This is a genomic window from Nocardia araoensis NBRC 100135, from assembly GCF_000308435.1.
GTDB lineage: Bacteria > Actinomycetota > Actinomycetes > Mycobacteriales > Mycobacteriaceae > Nocardia > Nocardia araoensis.
Genome location: NZ_BAFR01000124.1, coordinates 69,565 through 91,264, shown reverse-complemented (window position 1 = coordinate 91,264; position 21,700 = coordinate 69,565). Strand labels below are relative to the sequence as shown.

Below are 21,700 nucleotides of genomic sequence, written 5' to 3'. Positions count from 1 at the left end.
CGCGCTCCTGCGCTGATTTCTGGCCCGATCGGTGCACCGATGGTGGCACCGCTCCTGGGCCGACGTACAGGGCAACCATCCGGCACCGGATGCCGAGTCATCGCCGCCCGAATGGCTGCAATGTGACGCCCGACACGCGCAAAAAACTCGCGACACGCGGAGAATTTCCAGAAAGTTCCTGGTAGGGCGCGCGCAGGGTTGCTGGAGAGATGCGCTGCCGTGCCGCAACCCTTCCGCAAACCATTCGGTTTGTCGAAAACGCCCTGCTGGCGGCATATTTCGCTGGTCCGGCACCGCGATGCGCTCGGTGGCGCGGACGGGACCGGCGCGGGGCCGCCGGGGTGCGGTCCCCACCCGGAATCATGCGCTGACCTGGGGGGTGGGTTCGCAATCGGCGGACGTCGTGGGTACGGTCGCTGAGACTGCCGGGTTACCGGCAGGAGTTGATGCAATGAACGATGAGACGGAGGAACCGTGGCCCTTCCCCAGCTGACTGACGAGCAGCGCGCCGCTGCTTTGGAGAAGGCGGCTGCCGCTCGCCGCGCTCGGGCGGAGCTCAAGGAGCGCTTGAAGCGTGGCGGCACCAACCTGAAGCAGGTCCTCACCGACGCCGAGACCGACGAGATCCTCGGCAAGATGAAGGTGTCGGCGCTGCTGGAGGCCCTGCCGAAGGTGGGCAAGGTCAAGGCGGCGGAAATCATGAGCGAGCTGGAGATCGCCCCCACCCGGCGGCTGCGCGGACTCGGCGACCGGCAGCGCAAGGCGCTGCTGGCCCGGTTCGACTTCGACGCCTGACGACGAGGGTGATCGAACACACGCGGAAGGGTCGACTGGTCGTACTGGTCGGCCCCTCGGCCGTGGGCAAGTCCACCGTGGTCCGCTGTGTCCGCGAACGACTGCCCGATCTGGTCTTCAGCGTGTCGGCAACGACCCGGGCCCCGCGGCCCGGGGAGGTCGACGGCCTCGACTACCACTTCGTCTCCCGTGCGGAGTTCGACGCGATGATCGAGGCGGGTGAACTGCTCGAGTGGGCGGAAATCCACGGCGGGTTGCAGCGTTCGGGCACTCCCGCGGGCCCGGTGCGCGCCGCGCTGGCGGAGGGCCTTCCGGTACTGGTCGAAGTGGATCTCGAGGGCGCGCGATCGGTGCGCCGGGCGATCCCCGAAGCGATCCTGGTCTTTCTGGCCCCGCCGAGCTGGGACGAGTTGGTCGCGCGACTGACCTCGCGCGGCACCGAGTCGCCCGAGGTGATCGAGCGCCGCTTGGAAACGGCCAGGACCGAGCTGGCGGCCTGTGACGAGTTCGACATAGTTATCGTCAACGACGAGGTGACCAGCGCCTGTGAGCAGTTGGTATCGTTGTTCGTTAGCACAAATTCGAGTTCGTGACCCCCACCTGCGCATGAGCGATCAGGCCCGGAGGAGGTAGCCTGCGTAACGACGTCGGGCCCTTCGCGCATGCGCCATCCACTCCAGCATGAGTGACCTCGTTCATGCCACAGACCACACAGCAGGAGTCTCCCTAGTGAGCAGTACGGACACCAAGACCGCGCCCGCCTACGACACGCCGGTCGGCCTCACCAACCCGCCGATCGACGAGTTGCTGGAGCGCACGTCGTCCAAGTACGCCCTGGTCATCTACGCGGCCAAGCGCGCACGGCAGATCAACGACTACTACAACCAGCTCGGCGACGGCATCCTCGAGTACGTCGGCCCGCTGGTCGAGCCGGGTCTGCAGGAGAAGCCGCTGTCGGTCGCCCTGCGCGAAATCCACTCCGACCTGCTCGAGCACTCCGAAGGCGAGTGAGGCGAACCCGGTTCGCCGTGACCACGACTAGGCCGGAGGCGTAGTGACCACAAGGATCGTCGTCGGTGTGGCCGGAGGCATCGCCGCCTACAAGGCGTGCTCTCTGGTCCGGCGATTCACCGAGACCGGACATGACGTCCGGGTGATCCCCACCGCCTCGGCGCTGGAGTTCGTCGGCAAGGCGACCTTCGAGGCACTGTCCGGGAACCCGGTGCACACCGGTGTGTTCTCCGACGTGCCGGAGGTCCCGCATGTTCGCCTGGGCCAGGAGGCGGACCTGGTGGTCATCGCCCCGGCGACCGCCGACCTCATGGCCCGTGCCGCGTCCGGCCGCGCCGACGACCTGCTCACCGCCACGTTGCTGACGGCCCGATGTCCGATCTTGTTCGCGCCCGCGATGCACACCGAGATGTGGGAGCATCCCGCGACCGTCGCCAACGTCGCGACCTTGCGCGCCCGCGGTGCGATCGTCATGGAGCCCGCGGCGGGCCGGCTCACCGGCGCCGACACCGGCCCCGGACGCCTGCCCGAGCCCGAGGAGATCTTCGGTCTGGCGTCGCTGCTCATGGAGCGTGCCGACGCGATTCAACGGGATCTGGAGGGCCGCCGGGTCGTCATCACGGCGGGCGGCACCAGGGAGCCGTTGGATCCGGTGCGTTTCCTGGGCAACCGCAGCTCCGGTAAGCAGGGCTACGCGCTCGCGCGGGTCGCGGCCCAGCGCGGCGCCCACGTGACGTTGATCGCGGGCAACACGATCGAGATGGCGGCGCCCGCCGCCGTCGACCTGGTGCACATCACCACCGCCGAACAGCTGAAGACCGCCGTCGACAAGCACGCCGTCGGCGCCGACGCGGTGATCATGGCCGCGGCGGTCGCCGATTTCCGGCCGACCAACGTCGCCGCCGCCAAGATCAAGAAGGGCGCCGGCGAGCCCGACGTCATTCCGCTGACCAAGACCGACGACATCCTCGCCGGGCTGGTACAGGCGCGACGCGACGGGCAGTTGCCCGGCACCGCGATCGTCGGCTTCGCCGCCGAGACCGGTGACGAGCACGGCGACGTCCTCACCCACGCGCGGGCCAAGCTCGCACGCAAGGGCTGCGACCTGCTCGTGGTCAACGCGGTCGGCGAGGGTAAAGCGTTCGAGGTGGACACCAACGACGGCTGGCTGCTCGGCGCGGACGGCACCGAACAGGCGCTCGATCACGGCTCCAAGGCATTGCTGGCCAGCCGCGTGCTCGACGCGCTGAGCGTGTTGCTGCGCTGAGCCGGGCTCCGGCCCTGCCAGGATTGCCATCCGGTCCGTCGTTCGCGGCGCCGTCATCGATTCGGCACCGCCGGGACACCGGAAGTTCAGCTGCCCGGTATGGCCGCGGCGTTGAGGTCCGCCCTGTCGGTGATTTGGAATAGGCTGAGATATAAGGGTTGCGCAGTCACGACATCGCGTTACTGTCGCAAGCCGATACGAGTAACCCGTTGAGGGAGAGGGAAGAACTGTGCGCACGTCCGGGAGCCGGCTTTTCACCAGCGAGTCCGTGACCGAAGGTCATCCGGACAAAATCTGTGATGCCATCAGCGATTCCATTCTCGACGCGTTGCTCGCGGAGGATCCGCGCAGCCGGGTCGCGGTGGAAACCCTCGTGACGACCGGCCAGGTCCATGTCGCGGGTGAGGTCACCACGTCGGCGTACGCCGATATTCCCCGAATTGTCCGGGAAAAAGTCCTGGAAATCGGATATGACTCGTCGGCAAAGGGTTTCGACGGAAATTCCTGCGGTGTGAATATCGCGATCGGCGCGCAGTCGCCGGATATCGCCCAGGGTGTGGACACCTCCCACGAGGCGCGTCTCGGCGGCTCCGACGACGAAATCGAGCGGCAGGGCGCGGGCGACCAGGGCCTGATGTTCGGTTACGCCACCAAGGACACCCCCGAGCTGATGCCGCTGCCGATCGCGCTCGCGCACAGGTTGTCGCGCCGCCTGACCGAGGTGCGCAAGACCGGCGTGCTGCCCTACCTGCGCCCGGACGGCAAGACCCAGGTCACCATCGAATACGACGGTGATCGCCCGGTCCGCTTGGACACGGTGGTCGTCTCCACCCAGCACGCCGCCGACATCGACCTGGACAACCTGCTCGCCCCCGACATCCGCGAGAAGGTCCTCGACGCGGTGCTCGCCGACCTCGAGCTGCCCAGCCTGGACATCTCCGACATCCGCCTGCTGGTCAACCCCACCGGCAAGTTCGTGCTCGGCGGCCCGATGGGCGACGCGGGCCTGACCGGCCGCAAGATCATCGTCGACACCTACGGCGGCATGGCCCGCCACGGTGGCGGCGCCTTCTCCGGCAAGGACCCGTCGAAGGTGGACCGCTCCGCCGCCTACGCCATGCGCTGGGTCGCGAAGAACGTCGTCGCGGCCGATCTGGCCGACCGCGTCGAGGTCCAGGTGGCCTACGCGATCGGCAAGGCGGCTCCGGTCGGCTTGTTCGTCGAGACCTTCGGCACCGAGAAGGTCGACCCGGCGCGCATCAGCACCGCGATCACCGAGGTCTTCGACCTGCGTCCCGGCGCCATCATCCGCGATCTGGACCTGCTGCGCCCGATCTACGCGCCGACCGCCGCGTACGGCCACTTCGGCCGCACCGACGTCGACCTGCCGTGGGAGCACACCGACCGCGCGGACAAGCTGCGCGCCGCCGTCGGACTCTGACCTCGATCAGGTCCGAGTGAACGAACCCGCGGCGGACGCCCCCGCCACCGAGGCGGACCATCCGGCCGCGGGTCCCGCAGGCGTCGAGCTGCCGATCGCCCGAGTGCTTCCGCTGCTCTCGCCCGCGCATCTCGACCGCGACTTCGACTACCTGGTGCCCCCCGAGCTGGACGAACTCGCCCAGCCGGGGGTCCGGGTGCGGGTTCGTTTCGCCGGTCGGCTGGTCGACGGCTATCTCCTGGCCCGATCGCGGCACAGCGACCACGGCGGCAAGCTGGTCAAGCTGGAACGCGTCGTCTCCGGCGAACGTGTGCTGACTCCGGAGATCCTGGACTTGGCAGGCAAGGTCGCCGCCCGTTACGCGGGCACGCGCGCCGATGTCCTGCGTCTGGCGATACCACCGCGCCACGCCCGCACCGAATCCGGTCGCGCGACGAAGTCCGCTGCGGCACGAGCCGATTCCGCGAACGAGAACCCCAGTACCGCAACCGGTCCCGCGCAGTCGGACGCCGCAAGTTCCGTGTCCGCCGGGGAGTTGGCCGTCGCATCGCCGGCATCCCCTGTCATGCAAGCTGATTCGACGGACGTGAGCGGCGTTGCCTCGGAAGGTGGCGCTGCGGCGGATTCGAAGCGCGCGAGCATGAGCACCGGCCGACATGTGCCCGCGCCGGAGAGCGATGAGAGGTTCGCCGCCGGGCCGTCACCACGTGCGCGTCTGGAAGAGGGATCAAGCGCCGTGGGGGCGGCTCGCGGTGCGGGGCAGGTAAGCGGTACCAGGGAGGCTCGCGGAGCGGGGGAGGCCAACGGCGCGGTGGAGACGAGCAGCGGCGCCGTGGAGGTTCGCGGTGAGGCCCGCGGGAGGGAGGCGAGCGGCGCCGCAAAGGCAGGCAGTGCGAGGACGGTCATCGGCGCCGGGGAGGCAAGCGGTGCCGGGGAGGTCAGCGGCGCGGGGGAGGTCAGGGGTGCCGGGGAGGCCAGCGGTGCGGGGGCGGCCAGCGGCGACGTCGAAAACCCGACTGTCCGTGTCGATCCGGCGTTTCCGGCGATAGATGTCGCGCCCTGGGAACGGTACGTCCACGGTGCGGCGTTCGTCGATGCTCTCGCCCAACGAAAAGGGGCGCGTGCGGCTTGGCAGGCGCTGCCCGGCGAGGACTGGCCCCGGCGGCTGGCGGAACTCGCCGCTGTGGTGGCCCGGCAGGGGCGCAGCGCGATCCTCATGGTCCCCGACCAGCGCGATCTCGATCGAGTCCTGACGGAATGCGTTCGGTTGGTGGGGGACTCGGCTGTCGGGCTGTCCGCCGGTCTCGGTCCCGCGGCTCGGTACCGGCGTTTGGCTCGCGGTGCTGCGCGGCTCGGCGCGGGTGGTGGTGGGCACGCGCAGCGCCGTGTTCGCGCCGGCGGTGGATCTCGGGCTGATCGCGCTGTGGGACGACGGTGACGACACCTACGCCGAACCGCGCGCGCCGTATCCGCACGCGCGAGAGGTGGCGATGCTGCGGGCGCACGAAACCGGTGCGGCCTTCGTCGCGGCGGGTTTCGCGCGCACCGCCGAGATCCAAGCGGTCGTCGATTCCGGCTGGGCGCACGATCTGGTCGCCGATCGCGCGATGCTACGCAAGGCCGCGCCCCGCATCAGTGCCCCCGGTGACAGCGAGATAGCGCTGGAACGCGATCCGGTCGCGCGTGCGGTCCGAGTCCCCGGCGTCGCTTTCGCGGCTGCCCGCGCCGCGCTGAAGGAAGGCGCACCGGTGCTGGTGCAGGTCCCGCGCCGCGGGTACATTCCCGCGCTGGCCTGCGGGAAATGTCGCACTCCTGCCCGATGCCGACACTGCAACGGGCCGCTCGCCCTGCCGGAAGCTCGCGGACCGCGCGGATCGGCAGCCGACCCGGGCGCGACCGCGCGGAGTCCCGCTTGCCGTTGGTGCGGGATCACCGAGGCCGCGTTCCGTTGCACCACCTGCGGGTCGCGCGCACTGCGCGCCGTGGTGATCGGAGCCACGCGCACGGCGGAGGAACTCGGCCGTGCTTTTCCCGGCGTGCCGATCCGCGGTTCCGGCGGCGGCGCCGTGCTCGACACCGTGGAGCCGGGTCCGCAGGTGGTCGTCGCCACGGTCGGCGCCGAGCCCGTGGTCCCCGGCGGCTACGGCGTAGCGCTGCTGCTCGACGGCTGGGCGCTGCTCGGCCGTGCCGACCTGCGGGCCGCCGAGGACGCGCTGCGCCGCTGGATGGCCGCCGCGGCGCTGGTCCGCGCGCACGGCCAGGTCATCGTCATGGCCGAGCCCTCGATCCCGACGGTGCAGGCCCTGGTCCGGTGGGATCCCGTTGGCGCCGCGCGTGCGGAGGTCGCGGCGCGGGCCGAGGTCGGCTTCCCGCCCGCCGTCCGTCTCGCCGCGATCGACGGCACCGCCGACACCATCGCCGAACTGCTCTCGGCGGCGGACCTGCCCGCCACCGTCGACCGCCTCGGACCGGTGCCGCTGCCGGACAGCGCCCGTAAACCGTTTTCCTCCGGCGATGCGCCTGCTGAGGTCGAGCGCTTGCTGCTGCGGGTCGACCGCCGATCCGGAGCCGCGCTCGCGCGTGCCCTGCGCGCGGCCCAAGCGGTGCGCAGTACGCACCGCTCGGACGCCCCCCTCCGCGTGCAGATCGACCCCGCCGACATCGGCTGACGGCGACCGGAGTCGGTGGCTCCACCGCTGCCGTCGAAGCCGGCGATCATCTTGCGACAGCGCAGCGCTCGGCCGAGCTTCAGGCAAAGGCCGCTCGATTGCGGACGGCCCACTCGGCGTATCTCGTGGCCGGGCGCCCGAGCACGCGCGGCACGTCGGGGCTGATCCGCTGCTCGGCGGGTGTCGGCTCGCCGAGGATGGTCAACGTGTGCTCGACCACCGGCTCGGGCATGAACTCGCGCATTGCCGAACCGGCCTGTGCTCGAGTCAATTCCACGAAACGGAGCGGCTCGCCGACCGCCGCGCCGAGCGCCTCGGCCTGAGCGCGCGGGGTGGCGAGTTCTGGTCCGGTCAAGGTGTAGACCTGTCCTGCGTGTCGGTCGTCGCGCAACGCCGCCGCGGCCACCGCGGCGATATCGGCCGGATCGATCGAGGGAAGACCGACGTCGCCGAACGGCGCGGCGACCATACGCTGCGTGCGTACCGCCTCCGCCCACGCGTAAGTGTTGGAGAAGAACCCGCCGGGCCGAAGAATGGTCCAGGCCAGCCCCGAGTCCCTGATCGCCTGTTCGTAGTTGAACAGCCGGGCGTAGCCCGCCGCGTCCGGGCGGGTGGCAACGCCCTGCGAGGACACGAACACCACGCGCCGCACGCCTCCCGCCGCCGCGACTTTCAGCACCTGCTCGGGTTCCGGACCCGCCACCAACTGCTCACCGGCGATCAGGAGAAACAGTGTGTCGGCTCCCTTGACAGCGGGGGAGAGGCTTTCCGGCTCGCCCAGATCGGCCCGAGCCGATCGGACTCCCTCGGGTAGCGAAAGGTCCGTATGCCGCGCCACGGCTGTCACTTCCTCGCCGGCGTCGGCCAGCAAGCGGACGAGAGGCGCGCCGATATTTCCGGTGGCTCCGGTGACCACGATCATCGTTAACTCCTTAGTTAGTTGGCTGACTAAAAAGAACGTAGCTGATCGCCGCCACGCTGTCTACAGTTAGTTGTGTGACTGACTCACAGGCGAAGGCCGGATCGGGCAAGCGGGAGCGGCTGGTCGAAGCCGCGGTGCGGGTGTTCCATCACCAGGGCGTGGAGAAGACGACGATCGCCGACATCGCCCGCGCCGCGGACGTTCCGGTCGGCAACGTCTACTACTACTTCAAGACGAAAGACCAACTCATCGAGGCGGCGATCGGCTCGCACGCGCGCATCCTCGACGCGGTGATCGCCGCGAGCGAGCGGCAGGAGACCCCGTCCGGGCGCCTGAAGGCCCTGATCGCGGGATGGGTGGCCGATCGTGAGCAGACTGTGCGTTACGGCTGCCCCTTCGGCACTCTGTCTTCGGAATTGGACAAGCGGGACGACGGGCTGGACACCGCGGCCGCCGAGGTCATGCGCGTGCTGGTGGATTGGGCCGAACGGCAGTTCGCCGCGATGGGGCGCGCGGACGCAAAGGAGCTCGCCATCGCCTATGTCGCGGCATATCAAGGAATATCCCTGCTCACCAACACTTTTCGCGATCCGGAACTGATGGTCACCGAAGGTGCGCGGTTGTCGCGCTGGATCGACTCGCTGGTGAGCTGAGCTCCGGTCGGGCGAGGGTGCCGAAAACCGGCCCTTGCGCTCGATGCATTGCCGATATATCGTCGATAGCATGAATCGAACACGAGAGCCTTGGGAGGCTGACATGGAACACCGAGAACATCGAGAATTCGGCCGGCGCGGTCGCGGGCCGCTGCCCGGTCACGAGGGCTTCGAACACGGGCGGCGCTTCCGCCGCGGCGGGCGCCACGGATTCGGCCCCGAGTTCGGGCCGGGGTTCGGGCCCGGTTTCGGCCCGCACTTCGGCCGCGGACGCGGACGTGGCGGCCGAGGCAGGCGCGGTGACGTTCGCGCCGCCGTGTTGTTGCTGCTCACCGAGCAGCCCATGCACGGTTACGAACTCATTCAGCAGATCCGCGAGCGCAGCAACGACATCTGGCGGCCGAGCCCCGGATCGATCTACCCCGCGCTGGCGCAGCTGGAAGACGAGGGTCTCGTTCTCATCGAGAAGGTCGCCGGGCGCAAGACCGCGAAGCTCACCGAGTCGGGCACCGAGTACGTCGCCGCGCACCGGGACGAGCTGGGCGATCCGTGGGCGGACGTGCAGCAGGACGTCGGCGCTCAGGCGATGGACCTGCGCGCACTCGTCGGCCAGCTGATGGGGGCGGTGGCCCAGGTCGCGGCGGCCGGTACTCCGCAGCAGGCGGCGCGGGCGGCGGAGCTGCTCACCGAGACCCGCAAGTCCCTCTACCGCATCCTCGCCGAGGATGAGACCCCCGAGAAGTAGGGGAGGTGAAACACCCCTATACCGCGCGCATTTCGAGCTGATCGGAGGGATCATTGTGAGATGCGACAGTCGATCCGTGCGGGAACTTGGGGCGTTTCACACTTGCGTGGTGCCGTGCTGGCCTTCGTGATGGCCGGCGTGGCCGCGCTCGGCCCGGGCGTGGCGTCGGCCGAACCGCTCGGTTACCGCCCGCCCGACGTGCCGACATACGCCGCTCCACCGCAGCCGGACCACCTGGCCGCCGCGTGGTATCAGAAGAGTCATCCGAACGCGGTCCCGAGCGGTACCAACGATTTCGGTTGCGTGCCCAGTGCCCGGCATCCTAGTCCGGTCGTGCTCGCGCACGGGACCGACTCCACGGCCTATTCCGACTGGTCGGGGATCGCGCCGCAGCTGACCGCGGCGGGGTTCTGCGTGTTCGCGCTGAACTACGGCGGCAAGCCGGGCGCGCACAGTTACGGCACCGAGGATCTGGTGCTCAGTGCCTATCAGGTAGGCGCGTTCGTCGATCAAGTGCTCGCGGCGACCCACGCGGGCAAGGTCGATCTGGTCGGGTTCTCGCAGGGCGCCAACGTGACTCGCTACTACGTCAACAAGCTGGGCGGTGCGCCCAAGGTCGAACAATGGGTCGGCCTCGCATCGCCCAGCTATGGCGGAGTGATGTACGGACTGGTGCCGGTCGCCGAGGCGATCCCCGGCGCTCTCGATGCGTTCGCCCAGGTGACTTCGCTGGCGGCCGTGCAGCAGGCGGAGGGGTCGCCGATCATGCTCGATCTCAACGCGGGCGGCGACACGGTGCCCGGGGTGCGGTACGTGACCGTCGGCAGCCGTGTCGACGAGATGATCCAGCCGTTCGAGAACATCGCGCTGCGCGGGCCGGGCGCGCGCAACATCGCCCTGCAAGACCTGTGTCCCGCCGACCTCACCGGGCACTTCCACATGGTGTACGACCCGTTCGTGCAGGAGTTGCTGCTCACCGTGCTGGATCCGGGCAGCCCGGCCCCGGTGTGCCGGCCTGTTCCGCTCGGCACCGGTATTCCGCAAGTGATCATCGCGGGCCATTCCTGACGGAGCTGGTACGGCCCGAGGCGCCGAGCTCGGCGGCGCCGTCGAGTTCTGCCTGAAACGTCGATTCAATCAGTGATTGAATCGACGATGGAAACGTGATTGACTGAGCGCATGCCGAAGCCGGTCTCCGAAGCCGCGACCACCCGCGATCGTCTGCTGACGGCCGCCGAGCGCCTGCTGCTCGAAGGCCGGTACGACGAGGTGTCCGTACGGGGCATCTGCGCGCAGGCCGGCGCGAACCCGGCGGCGGTGCACTACCACTTCGGGTCGAAGGACGCTCTGGTCGCCGCGCTGCTGGAGGACCGATTGGGGCCGGTGTGGGAAGACCGGTTGGCGGCTGTCACCGGCGGGCACGGGACCATCGCCGAGGTGGTCGATGCGGTGATCGAGCCGTTCGTCGAGTTGGCCGACGATCCGGTGGGCCGGATGCACCTGAGACTGCTGGCGCAGTTCGTCCTCGGCAGGCAGGTGACCGAGTGGCGGCAGCCGTGGTTCCGGATCGATGCGTGGGTGAGCCTGTTGCCCGGCCTGAGCGAGCGCGAGAGCAGGCGCCGCTGGATGTTGGCCTTCGACCTCCTCATCATGCGATTCGGCAGTGCGGAGCACCGAGAGATGTCGCAGGAGGCGGTGGCCACCCTCCGGGAATTCGTCGTGGCCGGATTGACCGCGCCGACAGGAGAGAAACGATGAACGACGTATTCGCACCGGCCCAGCTCGGGCCGATCACCTTGCGCAATCGAGTGATCAAGGCCGCGACCTTCGAGGGACGCACGCCGGACGCCCTGGTGACCGACGAGCTGATCGAGTTCCATCGCGAGGTCGCCGCCGGTGGAGTCGGGATGACGACCGTGGCGTATTGCGCGGTCGCTCCCGGCGGCCGGACCGACCGGCACCAGATCTGGCTGCGCCCGGATGCGGTGCCGGGGCTGCGGAGACTCACCGAAGCCGTCCATGGCGAAGGCGCTGCCGTGAGCGCGCAGATCGGCCATGCCGGGCCGGTGGCCAACGCGGCGTCCAACAGGGCTCCGGCGCTGGCGCCGAGCCGGATGTTCAGCCCCCTCTCGATGCGCATGATGCGCTGCCCGGACGAGCACGGGCTCCGCGAACTCGTGGCCGCTCATGCCGGGGCGGCGAAGCTGGCCGAGGAGGCGGGCTTCGACGCGGTGGAGATCCATTTCGGGCACAACTATCTGGTCAGCTCGTTCCTGAGCCCCAAGCTGAACCGCCGCGCGGACCGGTACGGCGGCAGCTTGGCGAACCGGGCGCGGTTGGCGCGCGAGATCGCCGCCGCGGTCCGAGAAGCCGTGGGCGGCCGACTGGCGGTGACCGCGAAGCTGAATATGGAAGATGGAGTGCACGGCGGGCTCACCGTGCCCGAGTCGATCCAGGTCGCCGCGTGGCTGGAAGCCGACGGCAGCTTGGATGCTCTGGAACTGACGGCGGGGAGTTCACTGCTCAACCCGATGCTGCTGTTCCACGGTGACGCGCCGCGGAAATCCTTCGGCGACGTTCTCCCGGTGCCGGCGCGGTGGGGATTCCGTATGGTCGGCAAGGCTTTCCTGAAGGAGTACCCGTACCGAGAGGCGTATCTGCTCGAGCGCGCACGGCACTTCCGTCGGGAATTGTCGATGCCGCTGATTCTGCTGGGCGGCATCACGAACCTGGACACCATGCGGCTCGCGCGGGAGGAAGGCTTCGAGTTCGTCGCCATGGGCCGTGCGCTGCTGCGCGAACCGAATCTGTTGCGTCGCATCCAATCGGATGCGTCGACGCGGTCGGCGTGCGTGCACTGCAACGAGTGCATGCCCACGATCTACACGTGCACGCGCTGCGTGTTCCGGCCCGGCGAGCCGCGCGAACCCGTCGAGCTGACATTGTCGGGACTCGGCGGTGTCGAGACGCAGTCATAGCCGGTCGCCGGTCCGACCGGAGATCGGGCGCGGGCCGTGGCCGGTGCTCGCTCCGGCGATGATCAGCGGCGGGAGGCGTGCAGGATCGCGCCGTCACGGGTGAGGATCGCCCGGATCGCCTCGTGGTCGTCGGGCGTCAAGGAAGCGCGGCGCCGTTTCCAGTAGGACAGACTCGCCGCCAGCCCGGGATCGGTCGTGTGGTGACGGCGGCAGTACTCGGCGAGCGCCACCCGCAATCGTGGCGACGTCGCGGGGTGCGCGGCCAGATCGATCAGGCTGGTGAGCGTCGAGCAGGCGGATACGAAGTTTCGGGCCGCGGCGGTCGGGCTCGTTGGCTGGCTCATCGTTCTCCGGTGGTCGTTGCCGTTCGGGCTCGGGACACTGCGGTGATCGCTGAAAGTCCTTGCCACGGAGTCTGTTCGGACAATAGCGATGCGTGGCCGCGCGCCCACGTTGGCACTTCCGAGGCGCTGGAGCCAGCAGGCAGAAGACGGATCGAGTGCGCGATCGCATCTTTCTATCGGCGAGCCACGCCCCTCTCGCGGGTATCTGTCGACGTTGGTCGTCAGGATGGGGCCCACCCGTAGGCGGCCGTGAATCCAGCTCAGCCGAGCGGGATCAACGCGGTGACGAGCATCGCCACCATCGCGATGTCCATGGCCAGGTGCGGGAACACCGTGACGACGAGATCGCGCCACGCTTGCGGCCGCTCGTCCGGCGGCCGTACCACGACGACCACCGCGTCCAACAAGAACATGCCCGCGAGGAACCAGCCGACCGCCGGGTACGGCAGATCCGCCGCGTGAGCGGTGGCGGGGTGGACGTGCTCGGGTGGCGACACCTGGATACCGAGCGTCGCGTAGACCATCGCGAGCGCGGCGACACAGGGCGCTGGCCCGCCCCGTCCTGCGGGCGTGACGTGCGCACGAGCCGAACTTCATCGCTGCGGATTCGAGGCCGGTCTCCCGGGTATGCGCCAGATGTCAGCTTGTTCCGATATTCCAGGAGGTTGTTGTGGCTGAACATGGAAGCGGTCCTCGCGAGGGCGTCGAGGGCATCGTCGAAGATGCCAAGGGCAAGGTGAAGGAAGCGGCCGGTACCGTCACCGGTCACCAGGACCTGAAGGACGAAGGTCGCGCGCAGCAGGACAAGGCGGAATCGCAGCGCGAGGCGGCCGCGAAGGAAGCCGCGGCCGAGAAGGCGCGGTCCGAAGCGGACGTCGACGAGGCCCGCCAGTCCGCCCATCAGCACGGGCGGTAATACGCGCCGGTTCGACCACCTCAGGCATCCGCCGCCGTCAGCAGACCTGGCGGCGGCGGACCGGTATTCGCGGTATTCGTCGGCGCCGCGGACGCCGGAATCGACAGTTCCGGGATGGCTCGACGGACGGTGTTTCTAGGCGTAGGGCTCAACGGTGCGCACGTATCCGAGCCCCGTGAGGCGCGCCGCCGTTTCCGGCGACGACATGATGACCAATCGGTTGGCGCCGCCGTCCTCGACGACTTCCGCGCCGGATTCCTGAAGCCAGTCGAAGAACTCCGTACGGATCGCCGTGAGAGCGGTGGCATCGCCGAGGTCGCCCGGATTCAGAAGGACGAGGTATCGGCGGTCTTGCGCTGGCATACGGCTCTCCTTTCGATCATTCCGGGAACGCGATCGATCAGGGTGTTCGCCACGTGAGCCCGGCGAACCTCCGCCTTCGGATGTCTCGGCGGAGCCACGAAGTCCGCATGTTACGCGGAGCCTCGCTTTCGTGATCGCACGCGCGGCCGATCGACCCGACAGCGCTCGAGAGGCGCCGCTCGTCGATGGCGAACGGCTTGCCCGGCGGATCAGCGCGAGGACGCGTCGGCCGCCGCCCGGCGGGCCGCGCTGACCGCACGCTTGGCGATAGCCCAGCGGTGCACTTCCGAGGGCCCGTCGTAGATGCGGAAGGGTCGCACTTCGCGGGACAGGCGCGCCAGCGGCAGGTCGTCGGAAACACCGAGCCCGCCGCACAACTGGATACTCCGGTCGACGATGCGGAAGATCGCTTCGGCGGCGAAGGTCTTCGCGATCGACGTGGCATTGCCCGCGTGCTCTCCGTTGTCGAGTTCCCAGCAGGCGCGTACCAGCAGCGCGCGGGTGGCGGCGAGGTCGATCTCGTTGTCCGCGATCATCTTCTGCGCCATGCCCAGATCGCCGATGCGCGCACCGAAGCCTTCGCGCTGGGCGACATGCGCGACGGCTATGTCGTGGCCCCGGCGCGCCGCTCCCAGCAAGCGCATCACGTGCGTCATGCGGGCCGGGCCGAGCCGCACCTGGGCGTATTCGAAGCCGCGGTCGACGGCGCCGAGCACCGCTTCGTCGGGTACGAACATGTCCTCGAAAAAGACCTCGCAGTGGCCGCCGATCATCGCCCGGTCCAGCGTGGTGATATGCCTGCCGACCCGCAGGCCGGGGGTGTCAGCGGGCGCGAGGAACATCGTCGCCCCGCCCCGCTGTCCCGGTTCGCCGGAGGTGCGGGCCATCACGATGAAAAAGCCGGCCCCGTCGGCGCCGGTGATGAAGTGCTTGTGGCCGTTGATCCGCCAGCCGCCGTCGACGGGGACGGCCCGAGTGGCCAGCGCCGCCGGGTCGGAACCGGCGCCGGGGGCCGGCTCGGTCATCGCGAAGGCCGACCGTACCTCGCCGCGGGCGAGTGGTTCCAGGTAGCGCGACTTCTGCTCCGGGTCGGCGATGTGGGCGAGCATGTGCACATTGCCCTCGTCGGGCGCCGCGATATTGAGCGCCGTCGGGCCGAACAGCGAGTAGCCCGCTTCCTCGAACACCGGCGCGCGATCCGACATCGACAGTCCGTGACCGCCGTACTCGACGGGCGCGTGCGGTGCGAAGACCCCGGCCTCACGCGCCAGCTTGTTCAGGGTGACGCGCAGTCCGTCACCGCCGGCCGCGGTGATGTCGCCGTGGTGCTCGTCTTCGATCGGCAGCACCGTCTCCCGCACGAATTCACGGGTGCGGTCGATCAGCGCCCGAACCTCGTCGGAATAGGTCAGATCGATCGGCATCGCGCATTCCTCCTCGACATCCGGAGCCTCGTCCCTGACCGAACGATCGCTCTGTCCTGAACACTGTCCCACTGGGCACGAGTGGTGTCAAAAAGCGTTGAAGACCCAGTTGTCAGGCGCGAACGGTGGAATTGTGGTGTTCAGATATTCTGAACATAATGGACAACAAGGCGGCTCCACACGAGGCGATCCGTCGCGCGCGCCGCGCTGCGGGTCTGACGCTGCGCGAAGTGGCCCGCCGTCTCGAGGTGAGTCCGGCGACGCTCAGCGCCGTGGAGACGGGAAAGACCGGTATCTCGATCGCGCGGCTCACTCGCTTGTCCGATGTGCTCGGTGTGCCGGTCGCGCAACTGCTCGGCGAGGCGTCGTTCGCTGCGCGGCCGAGCTACGACCGGGCCGATGCCGAGCCGGGCCCGCGGGGTGGCTGGCGCGAATTCGCTCCGCTGGACGTCGACCCGGTGCTGGCCGCGGCGCTCGCGTCGTTCGTCGAGATCGGCTACCACGGCACGACCGTCCGCGCGATCGCCCGGCGGGCGGGCACCAGCGTTCCCGGCCTCTACCACCACTATCGCGACAAGCACGACCTGCTGGTCCGCATTCTCGATCTGACCATGGACGAATTGCACTGGCGAGTGCGCGCCGCCCGCGCCGAAGGCCGCGACAGCGTCCACCGGGTGCGCCTGATCGTGGAAGCGCTGGCCCTGTTCCACACCCATCGCCGCGACCTCGGTTTCATCGGCGCCAGTGAGATGCGCAGTCTGTCCCCGAGCGAACGCGCGCGCATCGCCCGCTCCCGCCGCGATATCCAAGCCATCCTGGACGACGCGATCGGCGAGGCCCACGCCGAGGGCCGCATCGCCGTTCCCCAGGTCCGGGCCGCGGGTCGTGCCATAGCCACCATGTGCACCGCCATCCCCCAGTGGTTTCGCGAGTCCGGCCCGGCGACGCCGGAGGAGGTGGCCTCGCGGTACGGCGATTTCGCCCTGGGGATGCTCGGGGTCGATCCGGTGCGTTAGCTGCGCGTTCGCAACTTCGCACGCCGATCCGCGCTGGTGGCTGGACCGCGCTCCGGCGGCCACCCCCACCTTGGTGGTGATGGGCATACCCCTTGGGGATCGCAGCTCAGCACTCGGGGGCCTGCTGACGGCGGCGCGTACGGCGGAGAGTAGGACGAGTCATCGCCAGTGAACCGGAGCATCCCATGTCGATTCTCAGCACAATCGCCGCCGAGGCCCAACGGCGTACCACTGTCCGGACCGAAGACGGCGTGGCGCTCGCGGTTCGCGAATACGGCCCGAGAAACGCGGACCTCACCGTCGTCCTGCTGCACGGACATTGCCTGCGCAGCGAGTCCTGGACCTACGTTCGCGCCGAGTTGCTGCGCCGATACGCCGGCGCCAGGATCGTCTGCTACGACCACCGCGGCCACGGCGAGTCCGCCACAGCGCCCCGGCGGACCTACAACATCGACCAGCTCGGCCGGGACCTGCGCGAGGTTCTCGACGCCGTCGCCCCCACCGGACCGGTCGTCCTCGTCGGCCACTCGATGGGTGGCATGACCGCGCTGACCTACGCCGGCCAGAATCCGCACGAGATCGGCACCCGCGTGGTCGGTGTCGCCCTCCTCGCGACCGCTGCGGGCGGCCTCAGCGACGCCGGGTTCGGCCGTCTCCTGCGCAGCCCGGTCGTCTCCGCGTTCCAGGCCGCCGTCCGGCTCGCGCCGGGGGCGATGCACCATGCGAAGCTGCTGGCCTGTCGACTGTTCGCCCCGCTGGTCCGTACCGCCGAATTCGGCGATCGCAAGGTGAGCTCACGGGTGCTCGCGCTCGCCAACGCCATGCGCAACGAGACGCCGATCGTCACGATGGCGAGCTTCTTGAGCGACCTGATGGTCTACGACCGAACCGACGCGCTCGCGCTGCTCTCCAGGATCCCCACGTTGGTGCTGTGCGGCTCCGCCGACTTGATGACGCCCCCGTCGCATTCCGTCGAGATGGCCGCCGCCGTCGAGTACTCGGACTTCGTGATCGTCGAGAGCGCCGGTCACTCCGTGATCCTGGAGCAGCCCGGCCTGGTGGCGGAGGCCGTCGCGCGCCTGATGACGCGCGCGGGCGAGCCCGCCGACCTCACCTGCGTCGCGTAGCGCCAGGGAACCTCACAGGTACCGCTGGCGGAGTTTGCCCTTGACCAGCTTCCCGGTGGGGGTCCGGGGCAGCTCGTCGGCGAAGTCGAAACTGCGCGGCACCTTGTAGTGGGCGATGCGGTCGCGCAGATATTCGCGCAGCTCCGCGGCCAGGTCGGGGCCGGGCTCGGCGCCCGGGGCCGGCTGGACGACGGCCTTGACCGATTCGCCCATCTCCTCGTCCGGCACGCCGATCACCGCCACGTCGAGCACCTCGGGATGCAGGGCGAGCGCGTCCTCCACCTCCTGCGGGTAGATGTTCACCCCGCCGGAGATGATCATGAAGGCTTTGCGGTCGGTGAGGAACAGATAGCCGTCCTCGTCGACATAGCCGATGTCGCCGGTGGTGGTCCAGGTCGGATGGTCCGGGTGGACCGCCTCGGCCGTCTTCGCGGGGTCGTTGTGATAGGCGAAGGGGGCCTCTTCGCGTTCGAAGTAGATGGTCCCGATCTCCCCGGTGGGCAGTTCCGCGCCGTCGTCGCCGCACACCCGGATGCTGCCGAGACCGGCCGTGCCGACCGAGCCGGGCTTGCGCAGCCATTGCTCGCTGTCGATGAAGGTGGCGCCGTTGGCTTCCGTCGAGGCGTAGTACTCGTAGAGGATCGGGCCCCACCAGTCGATCATCGCCCGCTTCACGTCGACAGGACACGGCGCGGCCGCGTGCACGGCGACGCGCAGGCTGGACACGTCGTAGCGAGCGCGGACGGCCTCGTCGAGTTTCAACATCCGGACGAACATGGTCGGCACCCATTGGCTGTGGGTCACCCGATAGCGCTCGATCGCGGCCAAGGCCTGTTCGGCGTCGAACTTCTCCATGATCACCAGCGTTCCGCCCAGCGCGTGGACCACGCCGCCGAAGCGCAGCGGCGCGGCGTGATAGAGCGGAGCGGGAGAGAGATAGACGGTCTCGGTGTCGAATCCGTAGAGCGGTCCGAAGATCGCGGTGTACGTGTCACCGGGCGCATCGCCGACCTGCCGGTCCGGCAGCGGCTGTTTGATCCCCTTGGGCCGTCCGGTGGTGCCGGAGGAATAGAGCATGTCCGCGCCCCGCGGCTGGTCCGGCAGTGGTTCGGGCGACGCCGCCGCCCTGGCCTCCTCGTAGGACTTGTACCCCGGCACCGGGCCGTCGAAAGCGAGGCGGATCTCGACCGCGGGTGTCTCCGGGACGATCTGTTCGGCCGCGTCGGCGAGACCGGCCGATACGATCAGCGCCTTGGCCCCGCAGTCGTTGACGATGTAGCTGATCTCGCTGGGTGACAGATGCCGGTTGACCGCGGTGATGTAAAGCCCGGTTCGCAATGCCGCCCAGTAGACCTCGTAGATCTTCGGGTCGTTGCCGGACAGCAGCGCGACGTGATCGCCCTTGCGCAACCCCGCGTCGTGCAGGTGCCGGGCCAGTCGAACCGAGTTCTCCTCGAGTTCCCGGTAGGTGAGAACTTCGCCGCTCTCGGCGACGACAACAGCCGGTTTGTCAGCGAATCGGTCGACGTGTGCGCCGGGGTACATGCGGCTCCTCGGTGGAACAGAGCGGTCGTGGTCCGACCGCCCGGGCCTGCGCGGGCACGCTGGGATCCACGGCCGCGCCGGCATCCCTGGTGTCCACAGAGCGGTTGCTCTGCCACCGACGATAGCTGAAAGTAAACGGCGGTTCTGGTTCTTTCACTAGAATTCGCGCTGCGGGCCCCGGGTGATCTCGCGCAGGCGATTCAGCGTTTGCCGCAGGTGCCGCATCCCCTCAGCGCCCAGATGTGCCGACCATTCCCGCTCGACGCTCTCGGCGACCGAGTTGGCGAATTCCGCCACCTGCCTGCCGCGGTCGGTCAGGCACACGAGGAGGTGCGGCCATGTCGGCCCAATCGACCACCCTCGATCGTGAGAGCAGCCGGCAGGTCATCGAGCAGCAGCGCCGCGCGATTGCCGGCCTGCTGGCCGAATTGTCCCCGGAAGAGTGGGACCATCCTTCACTCTGCGCCGGGTGGCGAGCCCGGCACGTGGCCGCGCATCTGGCGATTCGCCTGCGCGCCACCGACATCGACTGGTGTCACGGTTCCGGGCCCGAGGTTCGCGGCCCGATTGCCGCGCTGCTGTTGCTCGCCACGGGACGTACCGCGCGGCTGCACGACCTGGTGGGCGCGGGCGTCGCGCCGTTGACCGAACGCTGATCGCTGAAACGGCGGGCCCGCGTAGGCGGGGCCCGCCGTTTCCCGCGGGTCAGCCGCGTGTGTCCGCGGTCGGCTCGGATCGGTCGGCGGGCCCTTTGATCTCGACGATCGGCAACCGGAGCGCGGCCGGTGCGTCAGCCGGGACAACCGGGCTGCGCGGCGGCACCGGGGAGATGCGCCGGTAGGGCGCGCCCGGCTGGGGACGCGGATCCGGCTCGCCCTTGTTCGGCCAGAGGGCGGTGGCCCGCTCGGCCTGGGCGGTGATCGTGAGGGAAGGGTTCACTCCGAGATTGGCGGAAATGGTCGAACCGTCGATGACGTGCAGTCCCGGGTACCCGTGCATGCGGTGGTAGGGGTCGACGACCCCGGCGTCCGGAGAGTCACCGATGACGCAGCCGCCGATGAAATGTCCGGTCATCGGGATGTCGAACAGGGCACTCCAGCCTGCGCCCGGGATGCCGTCGATCTTGTCGGCGACTCGGTGGGCCACCTCGTGCCCGGCTGGAAGCCAGGTCGGATTCGGCTCGCCCACACCCTGTCTGGTGGTCATCTTGCGACCGAACAGACCGCGTGTGGTGTAGGTGGTGATGGAGTTGTCGACCGACTGCATCACCAACAACCCGATCATCTGCTCCGACCAGCCGCGCGGATTCTGGATGTGGAAGGCGTCGCGTCCGAGCTTGCGCATGGTTCGCGCCCACAGTCGCAGCTTCGAAGTGTGCCCGTCGGGGTCGATCATGGCGGTGCCGATGAGTCCGATGGCGTTGCTGCCCTTGCCGTAGCGCACCGGCTCGATATGCGTGTCGTCGTCCGGGTGGATCGATGAGGTGATCGCCACGCCTTTGGTGAAATCGGAGTCCTTGCGGCGGCTACGTATCGAGAGCAGTTCCTCGGAGTTGGTGCGCGAGAGTTCGCCCAGCCGCGGGGAGATGTCCGGTAGCGAACCGCGATCACGGAGCCGGTGCAACAGTCTCTGGGTGCCCAGTGCGGCCGCGGCGAAGACGACCTGCTCGGCGGTGAACTTCCGGCGCGCCTTGCGGACCCAGCGTCCGGTGCGGACGGTGGAGATCTCGTAGCCGCCGCCGGGCAGCGGGCGCACATCGGTCACCGTGGTGAGCGGATGGACCGTGGCGCCGGCCCGCTCCGCGAGGTAGAGGTAGTTCTTGACCAGGGTGTTCTTGGCGTTGTGGCGGCAGCCGGTCATGCACTCGCCGCAGTGCGTGCAGGTATTGCGGTCTGGGCCGACGCCCCCGAAGAAGGGGTCGGGCACGTCCTGTCCGGGCCGCGCCCCGTTCCCGCCGAACAGGACACCGACGGGAGTACTGCGGTAGGTCGAGCCGACGCCCATCTCCTCGGCGATCTCGGCCAGCACGCGGTCCGACGGCGTGGTCGCCGGGTTGGTCGTCACGCCCAGCATCCGTTTGGCCTGGTCGTAGTGCGGAGCGAGCTCGTCCTTCCAGTCGGTGATGTGGGCCCACTGGCGGTCGCGGTAGAACTTGTCCGGCGGTTCGTAGAGGGTGTTCGCGTACACCAGCGAGCCGCCGCCGACGCCCGCGCCCGCCATGATGAAGGTGTCCTTCAGCAGCGTCAGCCGCTGGATGCCGAAGCAACCCAGTGCCGGAGCCCACAGGTACTTGCGTGCGTCCCAGGAGGTTTCGGCGAACTCGTCGTCGGCGAAACGCCGTCCCGCCTCGAGTACGCCGACCCGGTAACCCTTCTCGGTGAGCCGCAGCGCGGTCACACTGCCGCCGAACCCGGAACCGACGACCACCACGTCGTAGTCGAACGTCATCTGATCTCCACCACTTGTCGGAAGTTGTTGCCGTAG

At 69.0% G+C, this 21,700-nt stretch carries 21 protein-coding genes and 3 pseudogenes; 16 read left to right on the top strand and 8 right to left on the bottom strand.

Going from position 1 to position 21,700, the window contains the following annotated elements; all coding sequences use genetic code 11:
• The first annotated feature begins 474 nt into the window (after positions 1 to 474).
• The 7 genes and pseudogenes from mihF to ON21_RS36530 all read left to right on the top strand — a co-directional run.
• Positions 475 to 795, top strand: a complete 321-nt coding sequence (gene mihF / locus ON21_RS16520; RefSeq protein WP_028476708.1) for an integration host factor, actinobacterial type — start codon at positions 475 to 477, stop codon at positions 793 to 795.
• Positions 796 to 803: 8 nt separating this feature from the next.
• The gene (gene gmk / locus ON21_RS16515) at positions 804 to 1,388 is read left to right on the top strand and encodes a guanylate kinase (RefSeq protein WP_039798920.1); all 585 of its coding nucleotides are present in this window, start codon (positions 804 to 806) and stop codon (positions 1,386 to 1,388) included.
• 136 nt (positions 1,389 to 1,524) lie between these two features.
• Entirely contained in the window at positions 1,525 to 1,806 is a 282-nt protein-coding gene (rpoZ, locus tag ON21_RS16510; protein WP_039798918.1) for a DNA-directed RNA polymerase subunit omega, read from the top strand.
• Between the two features lie 43 nt (positions 1,807 to 1,849).
• Positions 1,850 to 3,073: a bifunctional phosphopantothenoylcysteine decarboxylase/phosphopantothenate--cysteine ligase CoaBC gene (gene coaBC, locus ON21_RS16505; protein WP_039798917.1), complete on the top strand. Its 1,224-nt coding sequence runs from the start codon at positions 1,850 to 1,852 to the stop codon at positions 3,071 to 3,073.
• A gap of 229 nt (positions 3,074 to 3,302) precedes the next feature.
• Positions 3,303 to 4,514, top strand: coding sequence for a methionine adenosyltransferase (metK, locus tag ON21_RS16500; RefSeq protein ID WP_039798916.1), 1,212 nt, complete (start codon positions 3,303 to 3,305; stop codon positions 4,512 to 4,514).
• Between the two features lie 88 nt (positions 4,515 to 4,602).
• A pseudogene (locus ON21_RS38475) lies at positions 4,603 to 4,938 on the top strand (primosomal protein N' family DNA-binding protein); the annotation flags it as partial.
• 606 nt (positions 4,939 to 5,544) lie between these two features.
• Positions 5,545 to 7,183 (top strand): annotated as a pseudogene (locus ON21_RS36530) (primosomal protein N'); the annotation flags it as partial.
• 79 nt (positions 7,184 to 7,262) lie between these two features.
• Here ON21_RS36530 and ON21_RS16490 read toward each other — a convergent pair.
• Positions 7,263 to 8,105: an SDR family oxidoreductase gene (locus ON21_RS16490; RefSeq protein ID WP_039798915.1), complete on the bottom strand. Its 843-nt coding sequence runs from the start codon at positions 8,103 to 8,105 to the stop codon at positions 7,263 to 7,265.
• A gap of 74 nt (positions 8,106 to 8,179) precedes the next feature.
• Between ON21_RS16490 and ON21_RS16485 the strand changes: the two genes are divergently transcribed.
• The 5 genes from ON21_RS16485 (at position 8,180) to ON21_RS16465 (ending at position 12,481) form a co-directional block, all read left to right on the top strand.
• On the top strand, positions 8,180 to 8,758 hold the full coding sequence (locus ON21_RS16485) for a TetR/AcrR family transcriptional regulator (protein ID WP_039798914.1): 579 nt from the start codon (positions 8,180 to 8,182) through the stop codon (positions 8,756 to 8,758).
• Positions 8,759 to 8,861: 103 nt separating this feature from the next.
• On the top strand, positions 8,862 to 9,503 hold the full coding sequence (locus ON21_RS16480; protein WP_039798913.1) for a PadR family transcriptional regulator: 642 nt from the start codon (positions 8,862 to 8,864) through the stop codon (positions 9,501 to 9,503).
• A 129-nt stretch (positions 9,504 to 9,632) separates the two neighbouring features.
• Positions 9,633 to 10,571 (top strand): esterase/lipase family protein, encoded by a 939-nt coding sequence (locus ON21_RS16475; protein ID WP_039798990.1) that lies wholly within the window; start codon positions 9,633 to 9,635, stop codon positions 10,569 to 10,571.
• Positions 10,572 to 10,670: 99 nt separating this feature from the next.
• Positions 10,671 to 11,261 (top strand): TetR/AcrR family transcriptional regulator, encoded by a 591-nt coding sequence (locus ON21_RS16470; RefSeq protein WP_373281133.1) that lies wholly within the window; start codon positions 10,671 to 10,673, stop codon positions 11,259 to 11,261.
• Positions 11,258 to 12,481 carry an NADH:flavin oxidoreductase gene (locus tag ON21_RS16465; RefSeq protein WP_039798911.1) on the top strand — a complete coding sequence of 408 codons (1,224 nt, stop codon included), beginning with the start codon at positions 11,258 to 11,260 and terminating at the stop codon, positions 12,479 to 12,481. Before ON21_RS16470 ends, ON21_RS16465 begins: the two co-directional genes overlap by 4 nt.
• A 62-nt stretch (positions 12,482 to 12,543) precedes the next feature.
• Here ON21_RS16465 and ON21_RS38470 read toward each other — a convergent pair whose 3' ends face one another.
• Together ON21_RS38470 and ON21_RS16460 are read right to left on the bottom strand one after the other, a co-directional pair.
• Positions 12,544 to 12,825: a hypothetical protein gene (locus tag ON21_RS38470; protein ID WP_157170861.1), complete on the bottom strand. Its 282-nt coding sequence runs from the start codon at positions 12,823 to 12,825 to the stop codon at positions 12,544 to 12,546.
• A 260-nt stretch (positions 12,826 to 13,085) separates the two neighbouring features.
• Positions 13,086 to 13,358: pseudogene (locus ON21_RS16460) on the bottom strand (DUF5134 domain-containing protein); the annotation flags it as partial.
• A gap of 137 nt (positions 13,359 to 13,495) precedes the next feature.
• Here ON21_RS16460 and mbp1 point away from each other — a divergent pair.
• Positions 13,496 to 13,741 carry a microaggregate-binding protein 1 gene (mbp1, locus tag ON21_RS16455; RefSeq protein ID WP_039798909.1) on the top strand — a complete coding sequence of 82 codons (246 nt, stop codon included), beginning with the start codon at positions 13,496 to 13,498 and terminating at the stop codon, positions 13,739 to 13,741.
• A gap of 135 nt (positions 13,742 to 13,876) precedes the next feature.
• Here mbp1 and ON21_RS16450 read toward each other — a convergent pair whose 3' ends face one another.
• Positions 13,877 to 14,104 carry a hypothetical protein gene (locus ON21_RS16450; protein WP_039798908.1) on the bottom strand — a complete coding sequence of 76 codons (228 nt, stop codon included), beginning with the start codon at positions 14,102 to 14,104 and terminating at the stop codon, positions 13,877 to 13,879.
• A 209-nt stretch (positions 14,105 to 14,313) separates the two neighbouring features.
• Entirely contained in the window at positions 14,314 to 15,528 is a 1,215-nt protein-coding gene (locus tag ON21_RS16445; RefSeq protein ID WP_039798906.1) for an acyl-CoA dehydrogenase family protein, read from the bottom strand.
• A 158-nt stretch (positions 15,529 to 15,686) separates the two neighbouring features.
• On the opposite strand from ON21_RS16445, the gene ON21_RS16440 reads away from it, so the two are divergent.
• Entirely contained in the window at positions 15,687 to 16,544 is an 858-nt protein-coding gene (locus ON21_RS16440) for a TetR-type transcription factor C-terminal domain-containing protein (RefSeq protein WP_051020868.1), read from the top strand.
• Positions 16,545 to 16,729: 185 nt separating this feature from the next.
• Positions 16,730 to 17,671 (top strand): alpha/beta fold hydrolase, encoded by a 942-nt coding sequence (locus ON21_RS16435; protein ID WP_051020867.1) that lies wholly within the window; start codon positions 16,730 to 16,732, stop codon positions 17,669 to 17,671.
• Between the two features lie 12 nt (positions 17,672 to 17,683).
• On the opposite strand, the gene ON21_RS16430 is transcribed toward ON21_RS16435, so the two are convergent.
• On the bottom strand, positions 17,684 to 19,216 hold the full coding sequence (locus ON21_RS16430; protein WP_039798904.1) for an acyl-CoA synthetase: 1,533 nt from the start codon (positions 19,214 to 19,216) through the stop codon (positions 17,684 to 17,686).
• Between the two features lie 156 nt (positions 19,217 to 19,372).
• Positions 19,373 to 19,540, bottom strand: a complete 168-nt coding sequence (locus tag ON21_RS38465; RefSeq protein ID WP_157170860.1) for a hypothetical protein — start codon at positions 19,538 to 19,540, stop codon at positions 19,373 to 19,375.
• A 14-nt stretch (positions 19,541 to 19,554) separates the two neighbouring features.
• Here ON21_RS38465 and ON21_RS16425 point away from each other — a divergent pair, with 14 nt between their 5' ends.
• Entirely contained in the window at positions 19,555 to 19,872 is a 318-nt protein-coding gene (locus ON21_RS16425; protein WP_051020866.1) for a maleylpyruvate isomerase N-terminal domain-containing protein, read from the top strand.
• Between the two features lie 49 nt (positions 19,873 to 19,921).
• Here the strand turns inward: ON21_RS16425 and ON21_RS16420 are convergent, their stop codons facing one another.
• Complete coding sequence (locus tag ON21_RS16420; RefSeq protein ID WP_039798903.1) at positions 19,922 to 21,664, bottom strand: GMC family oxidoreductase; 1,743 nt, start codon at positions 21,662 to 21,664, stop codon at positions 19,922 to 19,924.
• Positions 21,665 to 21,700: the final 36 nt, after the last annotated feature.